This is a genomic window from Candidatus Dormiibacterota bacterium (assembly GCA_036495095.1).
GTDB lineage: Bacteria > Chloroflexota > Dormibacteria > Aeolococcales > Aeolococcaceae > CF-96.
In genome coordinates this window covers 1-18298 of record DASXNK010000067.1, presented here as the reverse complement: position 1 = coordinate 18298, position 18298 = coordinate 1, and the positions used below count along the sequence as shown (strand labels likewise).

Below are 18298 nucleotides of genomic sequence, written 5' to 3'. Positions count from 1 at the left end.
ATGATCATCGATGGACCTCGGAGGGCCGCTGACCGTGGCTGGCGGTGGCGGGCTCGGGCAGCTGACCGGTGCGGGCGCGCTCCAGCTCCTCTTTGATGGCGCGCGCGCCGCGCAGGTAGACGTGGCGCACCTCGCGCTGGCCGCGCTCGGTGTTGACGAGGATGAGGACCCGCACGCAGCGGGGGATGCTGCGCGAGTTCGCGTAGGGGACGTCCATCTCCTGTCCGCAGATCAGGGGGACGTCGACCCAGCCGAGCTGGCGCGCGGCGACCGCAGGGAACTCGCTGTGCAGGTCGGGCGAGGTGGTGAACCAGGCGCCGGCCACCTGCTCCGGGTCGATGCGGTTGGCCTCGATGAGCTCGGCGAGCATCTCCCGGGTGGCCTCGACGATCGCCGCCGGATCGTCCGCCTCCACCGTGGTGGCCCCGCGGAGGCCGCGCACCGCCGTCATCGGCTCTCCCCCAGCATCTCGGCGAGGAAGCGCTCGGTGGCGGCCACCGGGGCGTTGGGCGTCTGGCCGATCCGATCGATCAGCGCCGAGGCCACCACCGCGGCCTCGGCGCGGCCGCGCAGGGCCCGCACGTGCTCGTGCCGGGAGAGGCCGAAGCCGAGGGCACGGGGCAGGGTGGTGACGGTCCGGACGCGCGCGAGCAGGTCGATCGCCTCCTGGGAGATGTGCGCCCGCGCCCCGGTGACGCCGGTGACGCTGACGCAGTAGACGAAGCCGGTCGCCCGGCGACAGGCGGCCTCGAGCCTGGCCGCGGTCGTGGTGGGCGCGACCAGCAAGATTAGGGCAAGCCCGGCCGCGTCCGCCGCGTCGCGCAGCTGCGCCGCCTCGTCGTCGGGGAGATCGGGGACGATCACCGCCTCCGCGCCCACCTCCGCCGCCGCGGCGCAGAAGCGCTCCAGGCCGTAGGCGAGCACCGGGTTGACGTAGGTCATGAACGCCACCGGGATGGTCAGCCCCCGGTCGCGGGCCTCGGCGACCGCCGCCAGCGCCCGGGACACGGTGACGCCGTTGGCGAGCGCCTGCTGCGAGGCGCGCTGGATCGTGGGCCCGTCGGCCAGGGGATCGCTGAAGGGGATGCCGACCTCGGCGGCGAGGCAGCCGGCGGCCTCGATGGCGGCGAGCAGCGCAGGGGTGTCGTCTCGGTTGGGGAACCCCGCGGTGACGAACGGGATCAGCCCGGGGAGGCTGTCGGGCTCGCGCCGGGCGAAGGCCGCGGCGAGCCGGGAGGCGGGGGTGGCCACGCTCACCGGATCATCTCGGTGCTCGAGTGCTCGCGCACGGTATCGATGTCCTTGTCGCCGCGGCCGCTGAGGCAGACCAGCACGATCCCGTCGGGAGGCATCGCCGCGGCGATCTTCCCCGCGGCGCTGAGGGCGTGGCTCGACTCCAGCGCCGGGAGGATGCCCTCGAGCCGGCAGAGCAGGTGGAAGGCGGCGAGCGCCTCGTCGTCGGTGGCGGAGCGATACTCGGCGCGGTCGGTGTCGCGCAGCCAGCTGTGCTCCGGTCCCACCCCCGGGTAGTCGAGGCCGGCGCTCACCGAGTGGGTGGCGATCACCTGGCCGTCGCCGTCCTGCATCAGGTAGCTGTAGGAGCCGTGGAGCACCCCGGGGCGCCCGGCGCTGAGCGGCGCCGCGTGCTCGCCGCTGTCGAGGCTGCGCCCCGCCGCCTCCACCCCGACCAGGCGCACCGCGGGCTCGTCGACGAAGGCGGTGAAGATGCCGATCGCGTTGCTGCCGCCGCCGACGCAGGCGACGACGGCGTCGGGCAGCCGTCCCCACCGCTCCATCGCCTGGGAACGGGCCTCGTCGCCGATCACCCGCTGGAGGTCGCGGACCAGGGTGGGATAGGGGTGCGGGCCCACCGCGCTGCCGATCACGTAGTGGGTGTCGCGCACGTTGGTCACCCAGTCGCGGATCGCCTCGTTGGTGGCGTCCTTGAGGGTGCGCGAGCCGGTGCGCACCTCGCGCACCTCGGCCCCGAGCAGCCGCATCTTGTAGACGTTGAGGGACTGCCGGCGCATGTCCTCCTCGCCCATGTACACGATGCAGTCGAGGCCGAAGCAGGCGCAGGCGGTGGCGGTGGCGAGGCCGTGCTGACCGGCGCCGGTCTCGGCGATGATCCGGCGCTTGCCCATGCGGCGGGCGAGCAGCACCTGCCCGAGCGCGTTGTTGAGCTTGTGGGCGCCGGTGTGGAGCAGGTCCTCGCGCTTCAGCCAGATGCCGGCACCGCCGTGGTGCCGGGTCAGCCGTCCCGCCTGGGTGAGCGGCGTCGGCCGGCCGCCGTAGTCGCGCAGCCAGCCGCGCAGGTCGTCGCGGAACTCGGGATCGGAGAGCGCCTCCTCCGAGGCCGCGGTCAGCTCCGCGAGGGCGGGCACCAGGGTCTCGGGCACGTAGGCGCCGCCGAAGCGGCCGAAGCGGCCCGGGGACGCCGACGGCTCCCTCACCGCCTCTCCCCCGCCGCCGCCGGCGCCGCCGCGAGCAGGTCGAACGCCGCCCGGGCGGTGCGCACGAAGGCGCGGACCAGCGCCGGGTCCTTCACCCCCGGGGCGCTCTCCAGGCCGCTGGAGGCGTCGACCCCGCGGGGTCTGACCGCGGCGATGGCGTCGGCGACGGTGTCCGGACGCAGCCCGCCGGCCAGGATCACCGGGCGGTGGCGGGCGACCTCGGCGGCCCACTCGGCGGGGAGGCGGCGGCCGGTGCCCCCGGGCAGCGCGGTGGCGTCCTCGGGCGCGGAGTCGAGGAGGAGCAGGGAGGCCGGCCACCACGGGTCGGTGTAGGCGTGGGCGGCGCTGCGGACGTTGAGGGCGCGGATCACCGGCACCGCGGTCTCGGCGACCAGCCCGGGATCGACCTCGCCGTGGACCTGCACCGCGGCGAGCCGGTGGCGGGCGGCGAGGTGGTCGCAGAGCGCCGCGGTGGGCTCGACCAGCACCCCGACGAGGTCGGCGCGCCCCGCCACCGCCTCGCGGACGGCGTCGGCGGCGCGGTCGTCGACGTGCCGCGGGCTGCGCTCGACGAACACCAGCCCGACCAGGCCGGCGCCGGCCTCGACGGCGGCCTCGGCGACCTCGGCGGTGCGGACCCCGCACACCTTCACGATCACAGGGGTGCACGCTCCAACGCCGCGGCGCGGGCGGCGGCGGCGAACTCGGAGCAGCGCCCGCCGGGCTCGCCGGCGCGCATCAGCGCCTCGCCGCAGAGCACCGCGTCGGCTCCGTCGGCCACCAGCCGGGCGGCGTCGGCGGCGTCCCTCACCCCCGACTCGGCGACGCAGAGGGTGCCCGGCGGCACCAGCGCGCGCAGCCGCGCGAAGGTGGCCAGGTCGGTGCGCAGGGTGCGGAGGTCGCGGTTGTTGATGCCCACCAGGGCGGCGTCGGCGGCGACGGCGATCGCAACCTCCTCGGCCTCGTGGGCCTCGACCAGGGCGGCGATCCGGCAGCGCGCCGCCGCCTCGAGGCACTCGTCGACGCCCGCGGGGCCGAGCACGGCGACGATCAGCAGCACCGCGTCGGCGCCGACCACCCGGGCCTCGACGACCTGGAGCGGGTCGACGACGAAGTCCTTGCGCAGCACCGGCAGCGCGGTGGCCCCGCGGGCGGCGACCAGGTCGTCGAGCGAGCCGCCGAAGCCGGGGCCGTCGGTCAACACCGAGAGCGCGGCGGCGCCGGCGGCCTCGTAGGCGCGGGCGGTCGCGGCGCAGTCGAGCTCGGGGCGGAGCGACCCCCCGCTCGGGGATCGGCGCTTCATCTCCGCGACGATCCTGCCGCCGCGCAGCGCCGCCTCCAGCGGGCGAACCGGCGGGGCCGCCTCGGCGAGCGCCCAGAGCTCGGCGGCGCGAGGGCGCAGCGCCGCCACCTCGGCGTGCTTGCGGGCCACGATCTCCTCGAGCGCGCCGAGCCGGCTCATGCCGGCGCCCCGGCGAGGCCGGGCATCCCGGCGCGGCGCAGGAAGCCGCGGAGCAGCTCGTGGCCGCAGCGGGTGGCGATGGACTCGGGGTGGAACTGCACCCCCTCGACCGGGTGCTCACGGTGGCGGAGCCCCATCACCAGGCCGTCGGCGGTCCAGGCGGTGACCTCGAGGCAGGCGGGCAGGGATGCCCGCTCCACCACCAGGGAGTGATAGCGGGTGGCGGCGAAGGGCCGGGGCAGGCCCTCGAGGATTCCGGCACCGTCGTGATGGATCTCGCTCACCTTCCCGTGCATCACCTGGGGGGCGCGCACCACCCGCCCACCATACGCCTGCCCCACCGCCTGGTGGCCGAGGCAGACGCCGAGCAGCGGCGTGGTCGCGCCCATCCTGGCCACCACCTCGAGCGAGATCCCCGCCTGGTCGGGGTCGCAGGGCCCGGGGGAGATCACCACCGCGGCCGGCTCCATCGCGGCCAGGGCCTCGACGGCCACGGCGTCGTTGCGGAACACCGCGGTGGGGGCGCCCAGCTCGCCCAGGTACTGCACCAGGTTGTAGGTGAAGGAGTCGTAGTTGTCGACCACGGCCACAACCCCGCGCAGCGAACCCGCGCTCACCGGCCCAGCCCCTGGTTGGCGCGCTCGACCGCCGCCAGCAGCGCCGCCACCTTGTTGTCGATCTCCAGCGCCTCCTCGTGGGGCTCGGAGTCGGCGACGATGCCCGCCGAGGCCTGGGCGTAGGCGACGCCGTCGCGCACCACCAGGGTGCGCAGCGCGATCGCGGTGTCGAGATTGCCCCCGAAGGCGAGGTAGCCCACCGCCCCGGCGTAGACGCCACGGGTCTCGGGCTCCTGCTCGGCGATGATCTCCATCGCCCGGAGCTTGGGGGCGCCGGTGACCGTGCCCGCTGGGAAGCAGGCGCGCAGCGCGTCGAGCGCGGTGGTCCCCTCGCGCAGCGTCCCGGTGATGGTGCTGACCAGGTGCATGACGTGGGAGTAGCGCTCCACCTCCATGTACTCGGTCACCTGCACGCTGCCGGTGGCGCACACCCGCCCGAGGTCGTTGCGCCCGAGGTCGACGAGCATCAGGTGCTCGGCGCGCTCCTTCTCGCTCTCGCGCAGCTGGCGCTCGAGCTCGAGGTCGCGCTCCGGGGTGGAGCCGCGGCGGCGGGTGCCGGCGATCGGGTGGTACTCGACGTCGCGGCCGGTGACCCGCACCAGCATCTCCGGCGACGCTCCCACCACCGCGCACGACGGCGTGGGCAGGAAGAACATGTACGGGCTGGGGTTGATCGAGCGGAGCGCCCGGTAGAGGTCGAACGGCGCCACCCGCAGCGGCAGCGCGAAGCGGCGGCCGATCTGCACCTGGAAGATGTCGCCGGCGAGGATGTACTCGCTGCAGCGGCGGACGCTGCGGACGAAGTCGTCGCGGCTGAGGTTGGCCAGCTCCTCGCGATCGGGGACCACCGCCGGCTCGGCGGGCATCGGCGCGGGCGGTGGCAGCGGTCGCCGCAGGCGGTCGCGCAGCTCGCCGAGCCGGCGCACCGCGTCGGCGTAGGCGGCGTCGACGTCGGCCCCCTCCCCGGTGTGCGCATGGGTGATGAGCAGCATGCGGTGGAGGGCGTGGTCGAAGACGATCACGGTGTCGACCACCGCGAACCACCCGTGGGGGATGCCGAGCCGGTCGTGGGCGGCCACCGGCACCCGCTCGAATCGGGTCGCCGCCTCGTAGGAGAGGAAGCCGACGGCGCCGCCGCGGAAGGGGACGTCGAGGCCCTCGAGCGGGGCCACCCGCAGCCGCGAGACCGCGCGCTCGACCACCTCCAGGGGGTCGGTGTAGGACTCGGTGCGGATCCCCCCGGGGCCGGTGACCGTCGCGGTGCCCTCGTGCAGGGCGATCGTCGACAGCGGCGTGGCGGCGAGGAAGGAGTAGCGGGCCAGGCGCTCGCCGCCCTCCACCGACTCGAGCAGGAATGCCCCCTCCTCCTCCAGCCGCAGGAAGGCGCTCACCGGGGTGTCGAGATCGGCGAGCAGCTCGCTGACCACGGGCACCAGGTCGTGGTCGGCGGCGAGCGCGCGCACCCCGTCGAGCGAGGGCCGGCAGCTGGGCGCGGTGGTCACCGCCGGAGGCGAGCACACGGCCGGCCGCCTACGACGCCGCGGGCTGGGCGGTGGCCAGGTGGACGGCGATGCGCTCGAGGGCGCACTCCAGGTTGGCCACCGAGTTGGCGTAGGAGAGCCGCAGGAAGCCGGCGCCGTGGGCCCCGAAGGCGGTGCCGGGGAGCAGGGCGACCCCCGCCTCGTGGAGCAGGGAGTGAGCCAGCTGGCGCTCGCCCCAGCCGGTGCCGGTGATGTTGGGGAAGACGTAGAAGGCGCCGGCGGGACGGTGGCAGCGAACCCCCGGGATGCGGTTCAGGCCCTCGACGAGGAGGTCGCGCCGGGTGCGGAACTCCTCGCGCATCGCGTCGACGGCGGCGTCGGAGTGGGGCGAGTGGAGCGCCTCCACCGCGGCCAGCTGGGTGAAGGAGGCGGCGCACGACGAGGTGTTGATCATCAGCGTGTCCATCCGCCGGGCCAGCTCGACCGGCATCACCCCCATCCCCAGCCGCCAGCCGCACATCGCCCAGGCCTTGCTGAGACCGTCGATGAGCACGGTGCGCTCGGCCATGCCGGGGATGGCGTAGGGCGAGACGTGCTCGCCCTCGTAGATCAGCCGCCAGTAGAGCTCGTCGCTCAGCACCACCAGGTCGCGCTCCATCGCCAGCTCGGCGATGGCGACGACGTCGGCGGGCTCGAGGCAGCCCCCGGTGGGGTTCGCCGGGGTGTTGATGATGATCATCCGGGTGCGATCGGTCACCAGTTGCCGCAACTCGTCGACGTCGAGCCGGAAGCCGTGCTCCTCGCGCATCGGCACCGACACCGGCACCGCGCCGACGAAGTTGGTCAGCGACGCGTAGTTGGGGTACCCGGGGTCGGGGACGAGCACCTCGTCGCCCGGGGACACCAGGCTCAGCAGCGCGAAGTGGATGATGTTCTTGCTGCCCGGGGTCAGCACCACGTTGAGCGGCGAGGTCTCGACGCCGGTGCTCTCGCTCACCGAGCGGGCCACCGCCTCGCGGACCTCCATGATCCCGCTCGCCGGGGTGTAGTGGGTGTGGCCGCCGCGCATCGCCGCCACCGCCGCGTCGACGATGTTGGGCGGGGTCTCGAAGTCGGGCTCGCCGATCTCCAGGTGGATGACGTCGCGGCCCTGGGCCTCGAGCACCCGGGCCTGGGCGAGCACCTCGAAGGCCCCCTCGGTGCCCAGCCGCGACATCCGCTCGGCGAATCTGAGGGTCACGCGGTCACCCGCATCGGCACGCCCTCGCCCCGGGGCTCCTCGGGGCGCACCTCGAGGGCCTCGACCCGGGCGCCGAGCGGCCCCCGGCGGAGCCGCTCGACCAGCGACTCGACCGCGGACGGGCTGCCCTCGGCGACGCACTCGACGGTGCCGTCGGGACGGTTGGCGACGGTGCCGCCGAGCCCCAGCGCCTGGGCGTGGTGGAGGACGAAGGCGCGGAAGCCGACCGCCTGGACCCGTCCGCGCACCAGGGCGCGAACGCGGACGCGGGGCTCGGTCATGGGCCGATTATAGGAGCGGCCCGGATCTGCCCCGACCGGCCGAGGCCCTCGCGGGCCCCGGCTCAGGCTCAGGCGACCTGGGCGCCGCGGATCAGCGGCAGCAGGTCCTTGACCTTCTCGATGCGCTCGCCGGCGAGCTCCGACATCACCGCCAGCACCCGGCGCTGCACCGGCGCCTCGTGGTCACGGCCGGGCAGGTACAGGTTGAGCATCCGCTGCACGTACTCCGGGTCCTCGAGCTTCGAGACCACCGAGGGCACGGTGATGGCGGTGGGGTGCTTGGGGGCGTCGTTGGTGCTGCGCAGCATCCAGAGGGTCATCCGGAGGATGTCGGGCAGGACCTCGGGGCGGTTCTTGACGGCCTTGCGCAGGTAGCTGGCGTAGCAGGCGGCATGGCGCAGCTCGTCGGCGGCGAGGGTCTTGAAGATCAGCCCCAGCACCGGCTCGGGAGCCTCGCGGCTGAACGCCGTGTACCAGTGGGCGAGGCGCTGCTCGCCGCAGAAGTGCATGGTGAGGGTCTCGATCGCGGGCCCCTCGGCGAAGGTCAGGCGCAGCCGGGGCAGCTCGACCTCGTCGTCGAACTCCTGGCCGAAGTGCTCGAGGTAGCGCCGCAGCGTGAGGTAGTGCTTCATCTCCTCGTAGAACCAGATGGAGACGAAGCTGCAGAAGTCGATGTCCGCGTAGAAGTCCCGGAGGAACATCTCGGTCGCGTACAGCGCGCTCAACTCGGTGAGGCAGACCTGGCGCAGGTCGTGGATCCACTGATCGCTCACCTTGGAGCGATCGATCTCGTGGAACGGGATGTCGGTGCGCAGCTGCCACCGGGCCCGCTCGAGGCGGTCGAAGAGTTCTCCATACAGCATTGTCAGTATGTTCGCTCCTACAGCCCGGCCAAGTCATCGGCCCGGCCCCACCGCTCGCTGGCGGAAATTTGGCCACCGTGACCATATGATTGCCGGATGACGATCACCGAGGCGCCCCGGCTGCCGGCCGAGGTCAGCGCCACCCTGCTCGCCGGGTCCGACGAGATCGCCCGCCGCCTCGCCCGCCGGCTCAGCGAGGAGCTGGAGCTGCCCCCCGAGTTCAGCCGGATGCGCTACCTCCGGTCGATCGTCGCCGCCTGCCGAGACGGCCTCCACGCCCTCCTCCGCCAGCTCCACGACGGCCGCCGGCCGCATCCCGACGAGCTCGCCACCCTGGGCCTGGCCGGCGCGCAGCAGGCCGAGCTCGGCGTGCCCCTGGAGGTGCTGCTGCGCGGCTACCGGCTCGCCGCCAAGGTGGTGTGGCGCGAGGTCGTCGACGCCGCCACCCGGATGGGCGGGCTGCCCCCGGAGACGGTGGTGGCGCTCAGCGAGCAGGTGCTGGAGTACCTGGACGAGATCAGTGGGGCGGTCGGGAGCGCCTACCTCGAGACCCGCGAGCGGCTGGTGCGCCAGCGCGACCGGGAGCGCGACCGGGTCCTCGGCCGGCTCCTCGCCGGCGACGTCTCCCCCGAGCTGCGCCGGCTCGCGGCCGCCTGCGACCTCGAGCTCCGGCCGCCCTACCGGCTGCTCGCCTGCGCCGTCGCCCCCGGCGTCGACGCCGACCGGCTGCTCGGCGCCGCCTGGCGCTCCGCCCGGGGCCTGCTGGTGGTCGGCGACCGCGGGGTGTGGACCGCCCTGGTGGACGGCGGGGCCGGGGTCGACCGCCTCCTCCGCGACGGGATGCGGGCGATGTCGCCCGGCGTCGGCGCCGCCCTGGTGATCGGGGTGGGGCCGGTGGCGGCGACCCTGGAGGAGGTGGCCGCCGCGGCGCGCCGCGCCCACCGCGCCCTCGACGTGGGCCGCCGGCTGCGGCCCGGCGAGCTTCTCCACGAGGACGTCGAGCTCGGCGTCTTCGCCGCCCTCGACGCCGACCACGACGCCCTGCGCGCCCACGTCGAGCGCCTCCTCGGCGGCATGGTCGACCGCAGCGCCCGCAGCACCGAGCAGCTCCGCACCCTCGAGGCGGTGCTGGAGTCGCGCAGCCTCGGCGACGCCGCGGCGCAGCTCGGCATCCACCGGCACACCGTCGTCTACCGGCTGGAGCGGATCGCCACCCGCCTCGCGGTCGACCTCGACGACCCCGGGGTCCGCCACCGCCTCTGGTTCGCGATCCAGGCGCAGCGGCTGCTCACCTGATCCGGGCGCCGCTCCGGCGGCGCCGGCTCAGCGGAGGATCGAGGCGAAGGCGTCGGCGCTCAACGGCGGCCGCGCCGCCACCGCCAGGTTCTCCTCGACGTGCTCGACCCGGCTCATCCCCACCAGCGCGGTGGTCAGCCCCGGCGCCGAACGGGTGAACTGGATCGCGCTCTGGGCGTCGGTGGGGCCGCCGAGCACCTCGCGGAGAGCCGCGGGGAGCCGGCCGATCACCCGCGACTGGAGCAGCGACGCGCTCGCCATCACGGTCATGCGGTGGTCGGCGGCGGCGGCGAGCAGCGGGACCGCGCCGGCGGCGGTGGCCTGGGTGGGCTTCGCCGCGGCCTCGGGCATGGCCAGGTTCAGGGGCAGCTGGAGGGCGCGGAAGTGGTGGCCGTCGCCGGCGACCTCGACGGCGCAGCCCACCAGCTCCTCCAGGGAGAGATGTCCGGGCGAGCCCGGCTCGGCGCGGAGGCCGTCCCAGGTGGCCACCCCGTAGACGCCCACCTCGCCGGCGTCGACCGCGGCCTCGAGGGTGGCGAAGGCGTCGCGGATGCGCCGGAGGAACTCCGGACGGGGCACCTCGGCGAGCTGGGTCTCGGGGTTGTGGAGGTAGTGGATGTCGACGCACTCGACGTTGAGGTTGCGCCGGCTGGTGGCCAGCTGGTGGCGGAGGTACGCCGGGGTCATGCAGTGGCAGCCGGCGACGATGTCCTCGGCGGCGATCACCCCGGGATCGAGGAGCGCCTCGACGACCCACCCCCGCATCCCCCCGGGGTGGCCGCTCTCGCCGCTGAGGAAGCCGCCCTTGCTGGCCACGACCACGGCGCCGCGCTCGACCCGGCCGGCCTCGACCAGGGCGGCGAGGGTGGCGCCGACGATCCGCTCGCTGCGCTGGTACCGGTAGTTCACCGCGGTGTCGACGACGTTGCAGCCGAGCTCCAGCGCCCGGGTCATCGCGGCGGCGTAGCCGGCGTCGGTGGCGTCGTCGTCGCCTCCGAGGTAGGTGCCCAGGCCCACCGACGAGAGGGTGAGGCCGCCGATCTCACGCCAGTGGCCGGGGGCGGCGGGCCGGGCCGCCGCGTGTGCGGCGGTGGCCTCGGCGGAGGCGCGGCCGGGGAGCGCCTTCACTTCTGGGTGATGGCCCCCTGCTCGGCCTCGCGGGCGAGCATGAAGAGCAGGTCGGAGCAGCGGTTGAGGTAGCGGAGCACCTCGGCGTTCTCGAGCTCGCCGGCGCGGTGGAGCGCCACCGCACGCCGCTCGGCGCGGCGCACCAGGGTGCGGGCCATGTCCACCGCCGCCGCCGCCGCGGTGCCGCCGGGGATGACGAAGGCGCGGGGCAGCGGCACCCGCTCCTCGAGGGCGTGGGTCTCGCGCTCGAGCTCGTCGACCATCGCGGCATCGACGGTGGGGAAGTGCTTCTCGAGCAGGTGACGTTCGCCCCTGCCGGTGGCGAGCTCGGCACCGACGGTGAAGAGCTGGCGCTGGAGGGCGAGCAGCCGCCCGGCCCGCGCCGGGTCGGTCTCGGTGGCCCGGGCCAGCCCGAGCGCGGAGATGGCCTCGTCGAGGGCGCCGTAGGCCTCGGTGTGGAGGTCGTCCTTGGGCACCCGCCCGCCGTAGAGGAGGCTGGTCTCACCGCCGTCCCCGCCGCGGGTGACGATGCTGCTCACCCGACCCAGCCCCCCTCCCGCGAGGCGCTCATGAAGGTCCCGAAGGGGTCGGGGTTGCCCTTGGCCCGCTCCTCCACCCACTTGGTCGCGGCGAGCGCGGCGGTGGTGGCGTCGCCGACCGCGGTGGTGATCTGGCGGGTCAGCTGGGCGCGCACGTCACCGGCGGCGAAGATCCCCGGGACGCTGGTCATCATCGAGTAGGGGTCGGTCAGGTAGTAGCCGCCGGCGTCGTGCGCGACGTGCCGGTCGACCAGGCCGGTGTTGGGCAGGAACCCGACGAAGATGAAGACGCCGCCGACGTCCAGGGTGCCCTTCTCGCCGGTGTTGACGTCCCGGATGTGGAGGTGGGTCACCTTGCCGGAGTGGTCGGCGGTGTGCACCGGGGTGCCCTCGATGCTCTCCACCACGGTGTCGAGGAGCAGCTCGAGCTTGGGGTCCTCCCTCGCCTCGTTGACCAGGATCGGCGAGGCCCGGAGCTGGTCGCGGCGGTGGATGAGGGTCACCCTGCTGGCGTAGCGGGTGAGGAACATCGCCTCCTCGACGGCGGCGTCACCCCCGCCGATGACCGCGAGGTGCTCGCCCTTGAAGAAGGCGCCGTCGCAGACCGCGCAGTAGGAGACGCCGCGGCCGGCGTACTCCTCCTCGCCGGGCACCTCGAGCTTGCGGGGATTGCCGCCCGAGGTGACGATCACCGCCGCGGCGCGGTACTCGCCGTCGTGGGTCTCGACCACCTTGCTGCCGTCGTCCTCGACGCGGATCCGCTCCACCGGCGAGTAGACCATCTCGGCGCCGAAGCGGGTGGCCTGCTCGATCATCTGGCTGGCGAGCTCGTGGCCGAGGATGCTGACGAAGCCGGGGTAGTCCTCGATCAGCTCGGTGTTCAGCAGCTGGCCGCCGGGCGCCTTGCCCTCGATGACCACGGTCCGGACCAGGCTGCGGCCCGCGTACAGGGCCGCGGCGAGCCCGGCGGGGCCGGCGCCGATCACGGCGATGTCGAAGGTGCGGTCGTCCACGGGAGCTCCCGGATGGTGCGCGGAGGGCGCGGGTCGGTGGCGGTACTCAGACTATCGCCCGGGCCCCAGGGTCCCAAACCCGGTCCATTCTTCCAGTTGCGCCCTAGGAGGCGGGGGTGCTCCGGGCCGCGTAGCCGTGAAGCTGGCCGGCGACCCGCGAGATCGGGATCGCGAAGGCCTGCGGGGTCGACTGGCTCGCGAGGGTGATGATCCCGACCACCCTCCCGTAGGCGTCGAGCACCGGGCCGCCGCTGTTGCCCCGGTAGATCTGCTCGCCGTGGAGCACCATCATGTCCTCGTAGGTGGTGCCTCCCGCACCCGGCGTCCCCGGCTGGCCGTCGCCCTGGACCGGGATCGACTGGTGGAGCAGGGCCAGCGTCTCCACGGTGAGGGGGTGGTGGTTGGTCGCCTTGGTCGACGCCAGCACCACCACCTGCTCGGGGTGGGGGGCGTCGCCGTCGGTGGCCAGGGGCAGCGGCTCGCCGGGCAGCGGCGAGGCCGCCTGGTCGAGGGAGCGGATCACGGCGATGTCCTGGGCACGGTCGAAGCCGATCACGGTGCCGGCATGGATGTGCTTGGTGCTGTCGACCAGCCGGATCACCGAGCCGCCCTCGATGACGTGGTTGTTGGTGACCACGTCGCCGCGGGCGTCGAAGACCCAGCCGGTGCCGAACTCCTCGCCGGTGCTGGTCACCACCTGCACCGTGACCACCCGGCTGAGCGCCCGGTCGGCCACCACCGCGAGCGGCTGGGCGACCAGCGAGGACGCGGGGGTGGCGAAGGGCCCCGGGATGAAGCGGGCGACCGCCTGCGGGGCCAGGCTGGCGGAGCGGTAGCCGACCGCGAAGGCCACCCCGAGGATGGCGACCAGGGCCAGCGCCGTGGCCCCGACGGTGGCGGCCAGGGAACGCTGGCGGCGCCGCGGCAGGGCCGGCGGGGGAAGCCCCCAGGCGGCGCGCTGCTGGACCGACGGCCACCCCGGCAGCTCCGGGGCGGCGCGCTCGACCGGCTGCGCACGCCCGCAGGCGGCGCAGAAGCGGTGGTCGGCGAGCAGCGGCTCTCCGCAGAGGCAGATCGGCACGTGCTAGGCATTGTGCCAGCAGCCCGGTGCGGGAGCGCACCTGACTACACTCCCGGCGGCTCCAATTTCGTCCTGAGGTGGAAACCTGTGCGTCCCGACGGCCGGCGTCCCGATCAGCTGCGCCCCACCACCATCGAGACCGGGGCCGTGCCCTACGCCGAGGGCAGCGCGCTCATCACCGTCGGGGAGACCAGGGTGCTCTGCGCCGCCAGCATCGAGGAGCGGGTGCCCCCGTACCGCAAGGGCGGCGGGCTGGGCTGGGTGACCGCCGAGTACGCGATGCTTCCCCGGGCCACGCTCACCCGCAGCGACCGCGACTCCCGGAAGGGACGCATCGACGGGCGGGTCCAGGAGATCCAGCGGCTGATCGGCCGCGCCCTGCGCATCGCCGTCGACTTCCGCGCCCTCGGCGAGCGCACCATCATCCTCGACTGCGACGTGCTCGTCGCCGACGGCGGCACCCGCACCGCCTCGATCACCGGCGCCTGGGTGGCCCTCGCCCTCGCCGCCGCGCGCCTGGGTGAGGCCGGCCTGCTCGTCACCGACCCGCTGCGCCACCAGGTGGCCGCGGTCAGCGTCGGCATCGTCGGCGGCTCGCCGCGGCTCGACCTCGACTACCTCGAGGACTCCGCCGCCGAGACCGACATGAACTGCGTGGGCACCGAGGACGGGCGCTACGTCGAGATCCAGGGCACCGCCGAGCGCGAGCCCTTCGACCGCGACCAGGCCGACGCCCTGCTCGGGCTCGCCCGGATCGGCCTCGACGAGCTCTTCCTGATCCAGCGCGAGGCGGTGGAGCGGGGCCGCGGCTGATGGCGGGACCCCGGCTGATGCCCCGGACGCCCCTGGTGGTGGCCACCCGCAACCCGGGCAAGCTGGTGGAGTTCCGGCGGCTGCTCCGCGACCACCCGTGGACCCTGCTCAGCCTCGACGACGCCGGCTTCGCCGGTGACGTCGACGAGCCCGGGCCCGGGTACGAGGACAACGCCCGCGCCAAGGCGGTGGAGGTCTCCCAGGCGACCGGGCTGTGCGCCCTCGGCGACGACAGCGGCATCGAGGTGGAGGCGCTCCGGGGCTGGCCGGGGCCGCGGTCGAGCCGCTGGCTCGGCGAGGCGGCGAGCGACGCCGACCGGCTCCGCGGCCTGCTCGACGAGGTGGAGCGGCGCACCCCCGGCGACCGCCGGGTGCGCTACGTCGCCGTGCTCGCCCTCGCCCGGCCCGGCGCCGACGTCATCATCGCCCGGGGCTCGTGCGACGGCGTGCTCGTCGAGCCGCGGGGAACGGGCGGCTTCGGCTACGACCCGGCCTTCCTCTCCACCGACCTGGGCCGCACCTTCGGCGAGGCCGGCGCCGAGGAGAAGGACACCGTCTCCCACCGGGGCCGCGCGGTCGCCCGGCTCGCCGAGTCCGGGGTGCTGCGGGGCACCCAGGGATACCTGTAACCACCGGGCGTAGGAGACTCCGACACGTCCCGTGGCGAAGGAGACCCGAGGTCGATGGAGCCAGGCAGCCCGGCATCGCGACTGCACGTGGTCGGTGGGGAGGACACCACCGGCTGGGAGGCGCTGTACCGCGCCCACGTGGTCCCGGTGTACCGCTTCGTCTTCGCCCGCTGCGGCAACCGCGCCGACGCCGAGGACCTCACCGCCACGGTGTTCCTGAAGGCGCTCCCCCGGCTCCGCCCCACCGCCTCCGAGGGCGAGGCGCGCGCCTACCTGCGGGCCACCGCCCGCAGCCTGCTCGCCGAGCACTGGGCCACCCACTACGGGGTGGTGATGGCCGAGTACGCCGAGGACCTGGTGCCGTCGCCGCTCCCCGCGAGCGGCGACGAGGGGGCCTCCAACCGCCGGCGGGTCGCCGCCCTGCTGGCCCGCCTCCCCGACCACTACCGGAGGGTGCTGGAGCTGCGCTTCCTGCGGGGGCTGTCGGTGCGCGAGACCGCCCGGGAGATGGACGTGAGCGAGGGCAACGCCAAGGTGCTGACCCACCGGGGCCTGAGGGCCGCCGCCCGGGTCGCGGAGGAGGCCCCGTGAGCCGCGGCGACCGCCGGGTCCGCCGCTTCGTCGACGCGCTGCTCCGCGATCGCCGGCCGCCGCGTTTCGAGGCCGACCCCGAGGACGCCCGGCTGCTCCAGGTCGCCGCCTCGCTGCGCGGCGCTCGCACCGCCACCGACCTGCCCTCCGCCGAGTTCGTCTCCGGGCTCGAGGCCGAGCTCCGCGAGCAGCTCGAGCCCGCCCCCGGCCGCCGCCGGGAGCCGAGCCGCCGCGGCTTCCTGATCGGGGGCGGGATCGCCGCCGCCGCCGCCGCGGGGGTGGCCGTCGACCTCGGCGTGCGCCGCACCGACCAGGACCGCGCCCAGGGCGAGCTGGTGCCCGCCACCGGCAGCTGGCACCCGGTCGCCACCCTCGCGGACCTCGCCGGCGGCCGGCCGCTGCGCTTCCGGGCGGGCTCGGTGGAGGGGGTGCTCGTGCCCCATCCCGACGGCGGCGTCCACGCGCTCTCGGCGGTCTGCACCCACATGGGATGCCTGCTCGAGGCGCGGGCCGACAGCCTGCGCTGCCCCTGCCACGGCGCCTCCTTCGACCTCCAGGGCGCCTCGGTCGACCGCGAGTACCTCACCACCCCGCTCCCCCGGCTGCGCTCGCGGGTGGTCGGAGACCGGGTCGAGGTGCTGGTGGTGTGACCGGTCGTGCCCCGGCCGCGGCGCTGCTCGGCCTCGGACTGGGGCTCGCCGCCGCGGGCTGCGGGACCACCGCCGGCCCCAATCCCGGCGGCGTGCAGCTCCGCATCACCGCCCGCGACCTCCGCTTCGACCCGGCCACCGCGGTGGTCCCGGCGGGATCCCTGGTCACCGTGACCCTGGTCAACGCGGGCGCGGTGGAGCACTCGTTCACCGCCGGCTCGGTGCACGCCAGCGCCGACGCCGACCCCGGCGAGCTCAACACCGCGCCCTTCACCACCCCGGACTCGGGGACGATCGCGTTCCACTGCCGCTACCACCCGCAGATGACCGGGACGATCACGGTGGTGCCACGCGGACCCTCCCCCACCCCGGCCCCCGGCTCCTGACCCTCGCTCGTCGCGCAAGGTTCGGCGTCCCGGGCACGTTGTAGATACGCGGAAGACGGCCTGCCCAGGCACGCGGCCGCGATGGAAGGGAGGACGGATGATGCGCTCGATGCGCCTGCGATTCGCTGTCGCCTCGATCTCACTGCTCGTCGCCGCGTGCGGCAGCGCCTTCGCCGCCGGGGCGGGCCCGGTGCAGGCGAGCACCCACCGATCGGGCGGGGGCGGCGGCGGGGTCTGGGTCCAGACCATGGACTCCTGCAAGCAGGCGCTGGGCGGCGCCGCCTACACCGTCGGCGGTGGCGGCGTGTCGATCACCGTGACCACTCCGACAGGCGGCACCGGATCGCTCGGCCCCTCGGCCGGATGCCCGCTCCAGCAGGGCAGCTGTGGCGCCGCCGGCAAGGGCTGCGCCAGCTTCGCGGCGCCCGGACCGGGGACGTACACCATCCGGCAGACGGTCACCCCGCCGGGCAACGCGACCAACCCCGAGGGCTACGCGCCCTGCGAGGGCGGCAGCGCCTGCCGCTCCGAGGAGGCCACCCTCACCGTCGGCTCCGGCGGATCGGTGAGCGCCATCGTCACCGCCGTCTACCCCGACGGCACCACCGTGACCTGGCCGTCGACGGGCAGCTACGCCGGCACCTCCTCGGACCCGATCGTCTTCCACGACTTCGGCCTGGCCGCGCCGGGCAGCGCCCACAACAGCCAGTGCGACGGCGACGGTGACGCCGACGACCACCTCACCGGCACCCCGAGCTCGCACTGCGCCTATCCCGAGGCCCAGGAGACCTCCGCCTGCCAGCCCTACCCCTGGAGCTGCGCGCTCGGCTCCGGCACCGCCGGCAGCCCCGGGACCGGCCACCCCGTGCGCCATCCCGTCGTCGGCGGCTCGCCGACCGGCGGCGGCTCGCCGAGGAGCAGGGTGTCGAGCGGCGGCCACTCCACCGCCGGCTCGTCGGGAGGGCGGCCGGTCAGCGCTTGAACACCTTGTCGAGGACCACGATGCTGGCCTCGAAGAGGATGATCAGGGGCAGGAAGAGCGCGGTCGGGGTGAAGGGATCGGCACCCGGGGTCACCACCAGGGCCACGAAGACGATCCCCACCCAGATCCCCTTGCGCCGGTTGCGCAGGAAGCGTGAGGAGACGATGCCGAGCAGGCCCAGGAGCAGGATGGCGATGGGCAGCTCGAAGGTCACCCCGAAGATGACGATGAGGATCGTGAAGAAGCTGAGGTAGGCGTTGAGGTCGGGGAGGAACTCGGCATTGGACCCGAGGAACCCGGCCAGGAAGTTGAGCCCGACCGGCATCACGAGGTAGGCGAAGCAGGCGCCCACGGCGAAGAGGAGCACGGCCGAGACGATGAACGGCCAGGCGAACTTCCGCTCCGCCTTGCGCAGCCCCGGTGAGACGAAGGTCCACACCTGCCAGAGGATGATCGGCAGGGCGATCGCGAACCCCGCGATCGCGGAGACCTTGAGGGGGATGGTCAGCGGCTCGGTGGGGGTGGTGACGATCGGCGCGCGGACGAGGTGATTCCCCCTGCCGAGCACTTCCTTGAGCGGCTTCTCCAGCAGCGCGAGCAGCCGGTCGTGGAAGAAGAAGGCGCCGAAGGTGGCGACGACCCATGCGCCCATGGAGATCATCAGCACCTTCCGGAGCTCCTCGAGGTGCTCGATGATGGTCATCCGCCGGTCGTCGTTCACCACGCCCTGCACTGTCGGTTCTCACCCTGCTGAAGGCACGCGGGGTCGCCGCGCAGCGGATTGAAGCACCTC

General features: G+C 74.5%; 22 protein-coding genes. 7 read left to right on the top strand and 15 right to left on the bottom strand.

Features of this window, described 5'->3' with window-relative positions:
• Nucleotides 1-4: 4 nt before the first annotated feature.
• The 10 genes from aroH to VGL20_07030 all read right to left on the bottom strand — a co-directional run bounded on the left by aroH (nt 5) and on the right by VGL20_07030 (nt 8397).
• A complete protein-coding gene (aroH, locus tag VGL20_07075; protein HEY2703436.1) occupies nt 5-451 on the bottom strand; it encodes a chorismate mutase in 447 nt (148 codons plus the stop codon).
• Nucleotides 448-1257, bottom strand: coding sequence for a tryptophan synthase subunit alpha (gene trpA, locus VGL20_07070; protein ID HEY2703435.1), 810 nt, complete (start codon nt 1255-1257; stop codon nt 448-450). Before trpA ends, aroH begins: the two co-directional genes overlap by 4 nt.
• Nucleotides 1254-2453, bottom strand: coding sequence for a tryptophan synthase subunit beta (gene trpB, locus VGL20_07065; GenBank protein HEY2703434.1), 1200 nt, complete (start codon nt 2451-2453; stop codon nt 1254-1256). Before trpB ends, trpA begins: the two co-directional genes overlap by 4 nt.
• Nucleotides 2450-3112 carry a phosphoribosylanthranilate isomerase gene (locus tag VGL20_07060; GenBank protein ID HEY2703433.1) on the bottom strand — a complete coding sequence of 221 codons (663 nt, stop codon included), beginning with the start codon at nt 3110-3112 and terminating at the stop codon, nt 2450-2452. Before VGL20_07060 ends, trpB begins: the two co-directional genes overlap by 4 nt.
• Entirely contained in the window at nt 3109-3915 is an 807-nt protein-coding gene (locus VGL20_07055) for an indole-3-glycerol phosphate synthase TrpC (protein HEY2703432.1), read from the bottom strand. The genes VGL20_07060 and VGL20_07055 overlap by 4 nt, the downstream gene beginning before the upstream one ends.
• A complete protein-coding gene (locus tag VGL20_07050; protein HEY2703431.1) occupies nt 3912-4532 on the bottom strand; it encodes an aminodeoxychorismate/anthranilate synthase component II in 621 nt (206 codons plus the stop codon). Before VGL20_07050 ends, VGL20_07055 begins: the two co-directional genes overlap by 4 nt.
• Complete coding sequence (gene trpE / locus VGL20_07045; protein HEY2703430.1) at nt 4529-6052, bottom strand: anthranilate synthase component I; 1524 nt, start codon at nt 6050-6052, stop codon at nt 4529-4531. Before trpE ends, VGL20_07050 begins: the two co-directional genes overlap by 4 nt.
• Before the next feature lie 10 nt (nt 6053-6062).
• Nucleotides 6063-7253: a pyridoxal phosphate-dependent aminotransferase gene (locus VGL20_07040; GenBank protein ID HEY2703429.1), complete on the bottom strand. Its 1191-nt coding sequence runs from the start codon at nt 7251-7253 to the stop codon at nt 6063-6065.
• Complete coding sequence (locus tag VGL20_07035; GenBank protein ID HEY2703428.1) at nt 7250-7534, bottom strand: acylphosphatase; 285 nt, start codon at nt 7532-7534, stop codon at nt 7250-7252. Before VGL20_07035 ends, VGL20_07040 begins: the two co-directional genes overlap by 4 nt.
• A 68-nt stretch (nt 7535-7602) precedes the next feature.
• The gene (locus VGL20_07030) at nt 7603-8397 is read right to left on the bottom strand and encodes a ferritin-like domain-containing protein (GenBank protein HEY2703427.1); all 795 of its coding nucleotides are present in this window, start codon (nt 8395-8397) and stop codon (nt 7603-7605) included.
• 96 nt (nt 8398-8493) lie between these two features.
• On the opposite strand from VGL20_07030, the gene VGL20_07025 reads away from it, so the two are divergent.
• The gene (locus VGL20_07025) at nt 8494-9693 is read left to right on the top strand and encodes a helix-turn-helix domain-containing protein (GenBank protein ID HEY2703426.1); all 1200 of its coding nucleotides are present in this window, start codon (nt 8494-8496) and stop codon (nt 9691-9693) included.
• Nucleotides 9694-9720: 27 nt separating this feature from the next.
• On the opposite strand, the gene VGL20_07020 is transcribed toward VGL20_07025, so the two are convergent.
• The 4 genes from VGL20_07020 to VGL20_07005 form a co-directional block, all read right to left on the bottom strand.
• The gene (locus VGL20_07020; GenBank protein ID HEY2703425.1) at nt 9721-10821 is read right to left on the bottom strand and encodes an aldo/keto reductase; all 1101 of its coding nucleotides are present in this window, start codon (nt 10819-10821) and stop codon (nt 9721-9723) included.
• Nucleotides 10818-11360 (bottom strand): cob(I)yrinic acid a,c-diamide adenosyltransferase, encoded by a 543-nt coding sequence (locus VGL20_07015; GenBank protein ID HEY2703424.1) that lies wholly within the window; start codon nt 11358-11360, stop codon nt 10818-10820. The genes VGL20_07020 and VGL20_07015 overlap by 4 nt, the downstream gene beginning before the upstream one ends.
• Nucleotides 11357-12373: a thioredoxin-disulfide reductase gene (trxB, locus tag VGL20_07010; GenBank protein ID HEY2703423.1), complete on the bottom strand. Its 1017-nt coding sequence runs from the start codon at nt 12371-12373 to the stop codon at nt 11357-11359. Before trxB ends, VGL20_07015 begins: the two co-directional genes overlap by 4 nt.
• 103 nt (nt 12374-12476) lie before the next feature.
• Nucleotides 12477-13454, bottom strand: coding sequence for a serine protease (locus tag VGL20_07005; GenBank protein ID HEY2703422.1), 978 nt, complete (start codon nt 13452-13454; stop codon nt 12477-12479).
• 87 nt (nt 13455-13541) lie between these two features.
• Between VGL20_07005 and rph the strand changes: the two genes are divergently transcribed.
• The 6 genes from rph (at nt 13542) to VGL20_06975 (ending at nt 17505) form a co-directional block, all read left to right on the top strand.
• Nucleotides 13542-14267 carry a ribonuclease PH gene (rph, locus tag VGL20_07000; GenBank protein ID HEY2703421.1) on the top strand — a complete coding sequence of 242 codons (726 nt, stop codon included), beginning with the start codon at nt 13542-13544 and terminating at the stop codon, nt 14265-14267.
• A gap of 17 nt (nt 14268-14284) precedes the next feature.
• Nucleotides 14285-14896, top strand: coding sequence for a non-canonical purine NTP pyrophosphatase (locus tag VGL20_06995; protein HEY2703420.1), 612 nt, complete (start codon nt 14285-14287; stop codon nt 14894-14896).
• Nucleotides 14897-14950: 54 nt separating this feature from the next.
• Nucleotides 14951-15487: an RNA polymerase sigma factor gene (locus VGL20_06990; protein HEY2703419.1), complete on the top strand. Its 537-nt coding sequence runs from the start codon at nt 14951-14953 to the stop codon at nt 15485-15487.
• Complete coding sequence (locus VGL20_06985) at nt 15484-16137, top strand: Rieske (2Fe-2S) protein (protein HEY2703418.1); 654 nt, start codon at nt 15484-15486, stop codon at nt 16135-16137. Before VGL20_06990 ends, VGL20_06985 begins: the two co-directional genes overlap by 4 nt.
• Nucleotides 16134-16523, top strand: coding sequence for a cupredoxin domain-containing protein (locus VGL20_06980; protein HEY2703417.1), 390 nt, complete (start codon nt 16134-16136; stop codon nt 16521-16523). The genes VGL20_06985 and VGL20_06980 overlap by 4 nt, the downstream gene beginning before the upstream one ends.
• Before the next feature lie 109 nt (nt 16524-16632).
• The gene (locus VGL20_06975; protein ID HEY2703416.1) at nt 16633-17505 is read left to right on the top strand and encodes a hypothetical protein; all 873 of its coding nucleotides are present in this window, start codon (nt 16633-16635) and stop codon (nt 17503-17505) included.
• Here VGL20_06975 and tatC read toward each other — a convergent pair.
• Entirely contained in the window at nt 17495-18229 is a 735-nt protein-coding gene (gene tatC, locus VGL20_06970) for a twin-arginine translocase subunit TatC (GenBank protein ID HEY2703415.1), read from the bottom strand. The two genes, VGL20_06975 and tatC, sit on opposite strands and share 11 nt — an antisense overlap.
• Nucleotides 18230-18298 lie beyond the last annotated feature (69 nt).

What these genes read in the sequence shown, in the direction of transcription:
- VGL20_07035 (HEY2703428.1), bottom strand. Translation starts at nt 7,534, where the DNA reads ATGACCGAGCCCCGCGTCCGCGTTCGCGCCCTGGTGCGCGGACGGGTC.
- VGL20_07025 (HEY2703426.1), top strand. Translation starts at nt 8,494, where the DNA reads ATGACGATCACCGAGGCGCCCCGGCTGCCGGCCGAGGTCAGCGCCACC.
- VGL20_07055 (HEY2703432.1), bottom strand. Translation starts at nt 3,915, where the DNA reads ATGAGCCGGCTCGGCGCGCTCGAGGAGATCGTGGCCCGCAAGCACGCC.
- VGL20_06975 (HEY2703416.1), top strand. Translation starts at nt 16,633, where the DNA reads ATGCGCCTGCGATTCGCTGTCGCCTCGATCTCACTGCTCGTCGCCGCG.
- VGL20_07030 (HEY2703427.1), bottom strand. Translation starts at nt 8,397, where the DNA reads ATGCTGTATGGAGAACTCTTCGACCGCCTCGAGCGGGCCCGGTGGCAG.
- VGL20_06990 (HEY2703419.1), top strand. Translation starts at nt 14,951, where the DNA reads ATGGAGCCAGGCAGCCCGGCATCGCGACTGCACGTGGTCGGTGGGGAG.
- VGL20_06995 (HEY2703420.1), top strand. Translation starts at nt 14,285, where the DNA reads ATGCCCCGGACGCCCCTGGTGGTGGCCACCCGCAACCCGGGCAAGCTG.
- aroH (HEY2703436.1), bottom strand. Translation starts at nt 451, where the DNA reads ATGACGGCGGTGCGCGGCCTCCGCGGGGCCACCACGGTGGAGGCGGAC.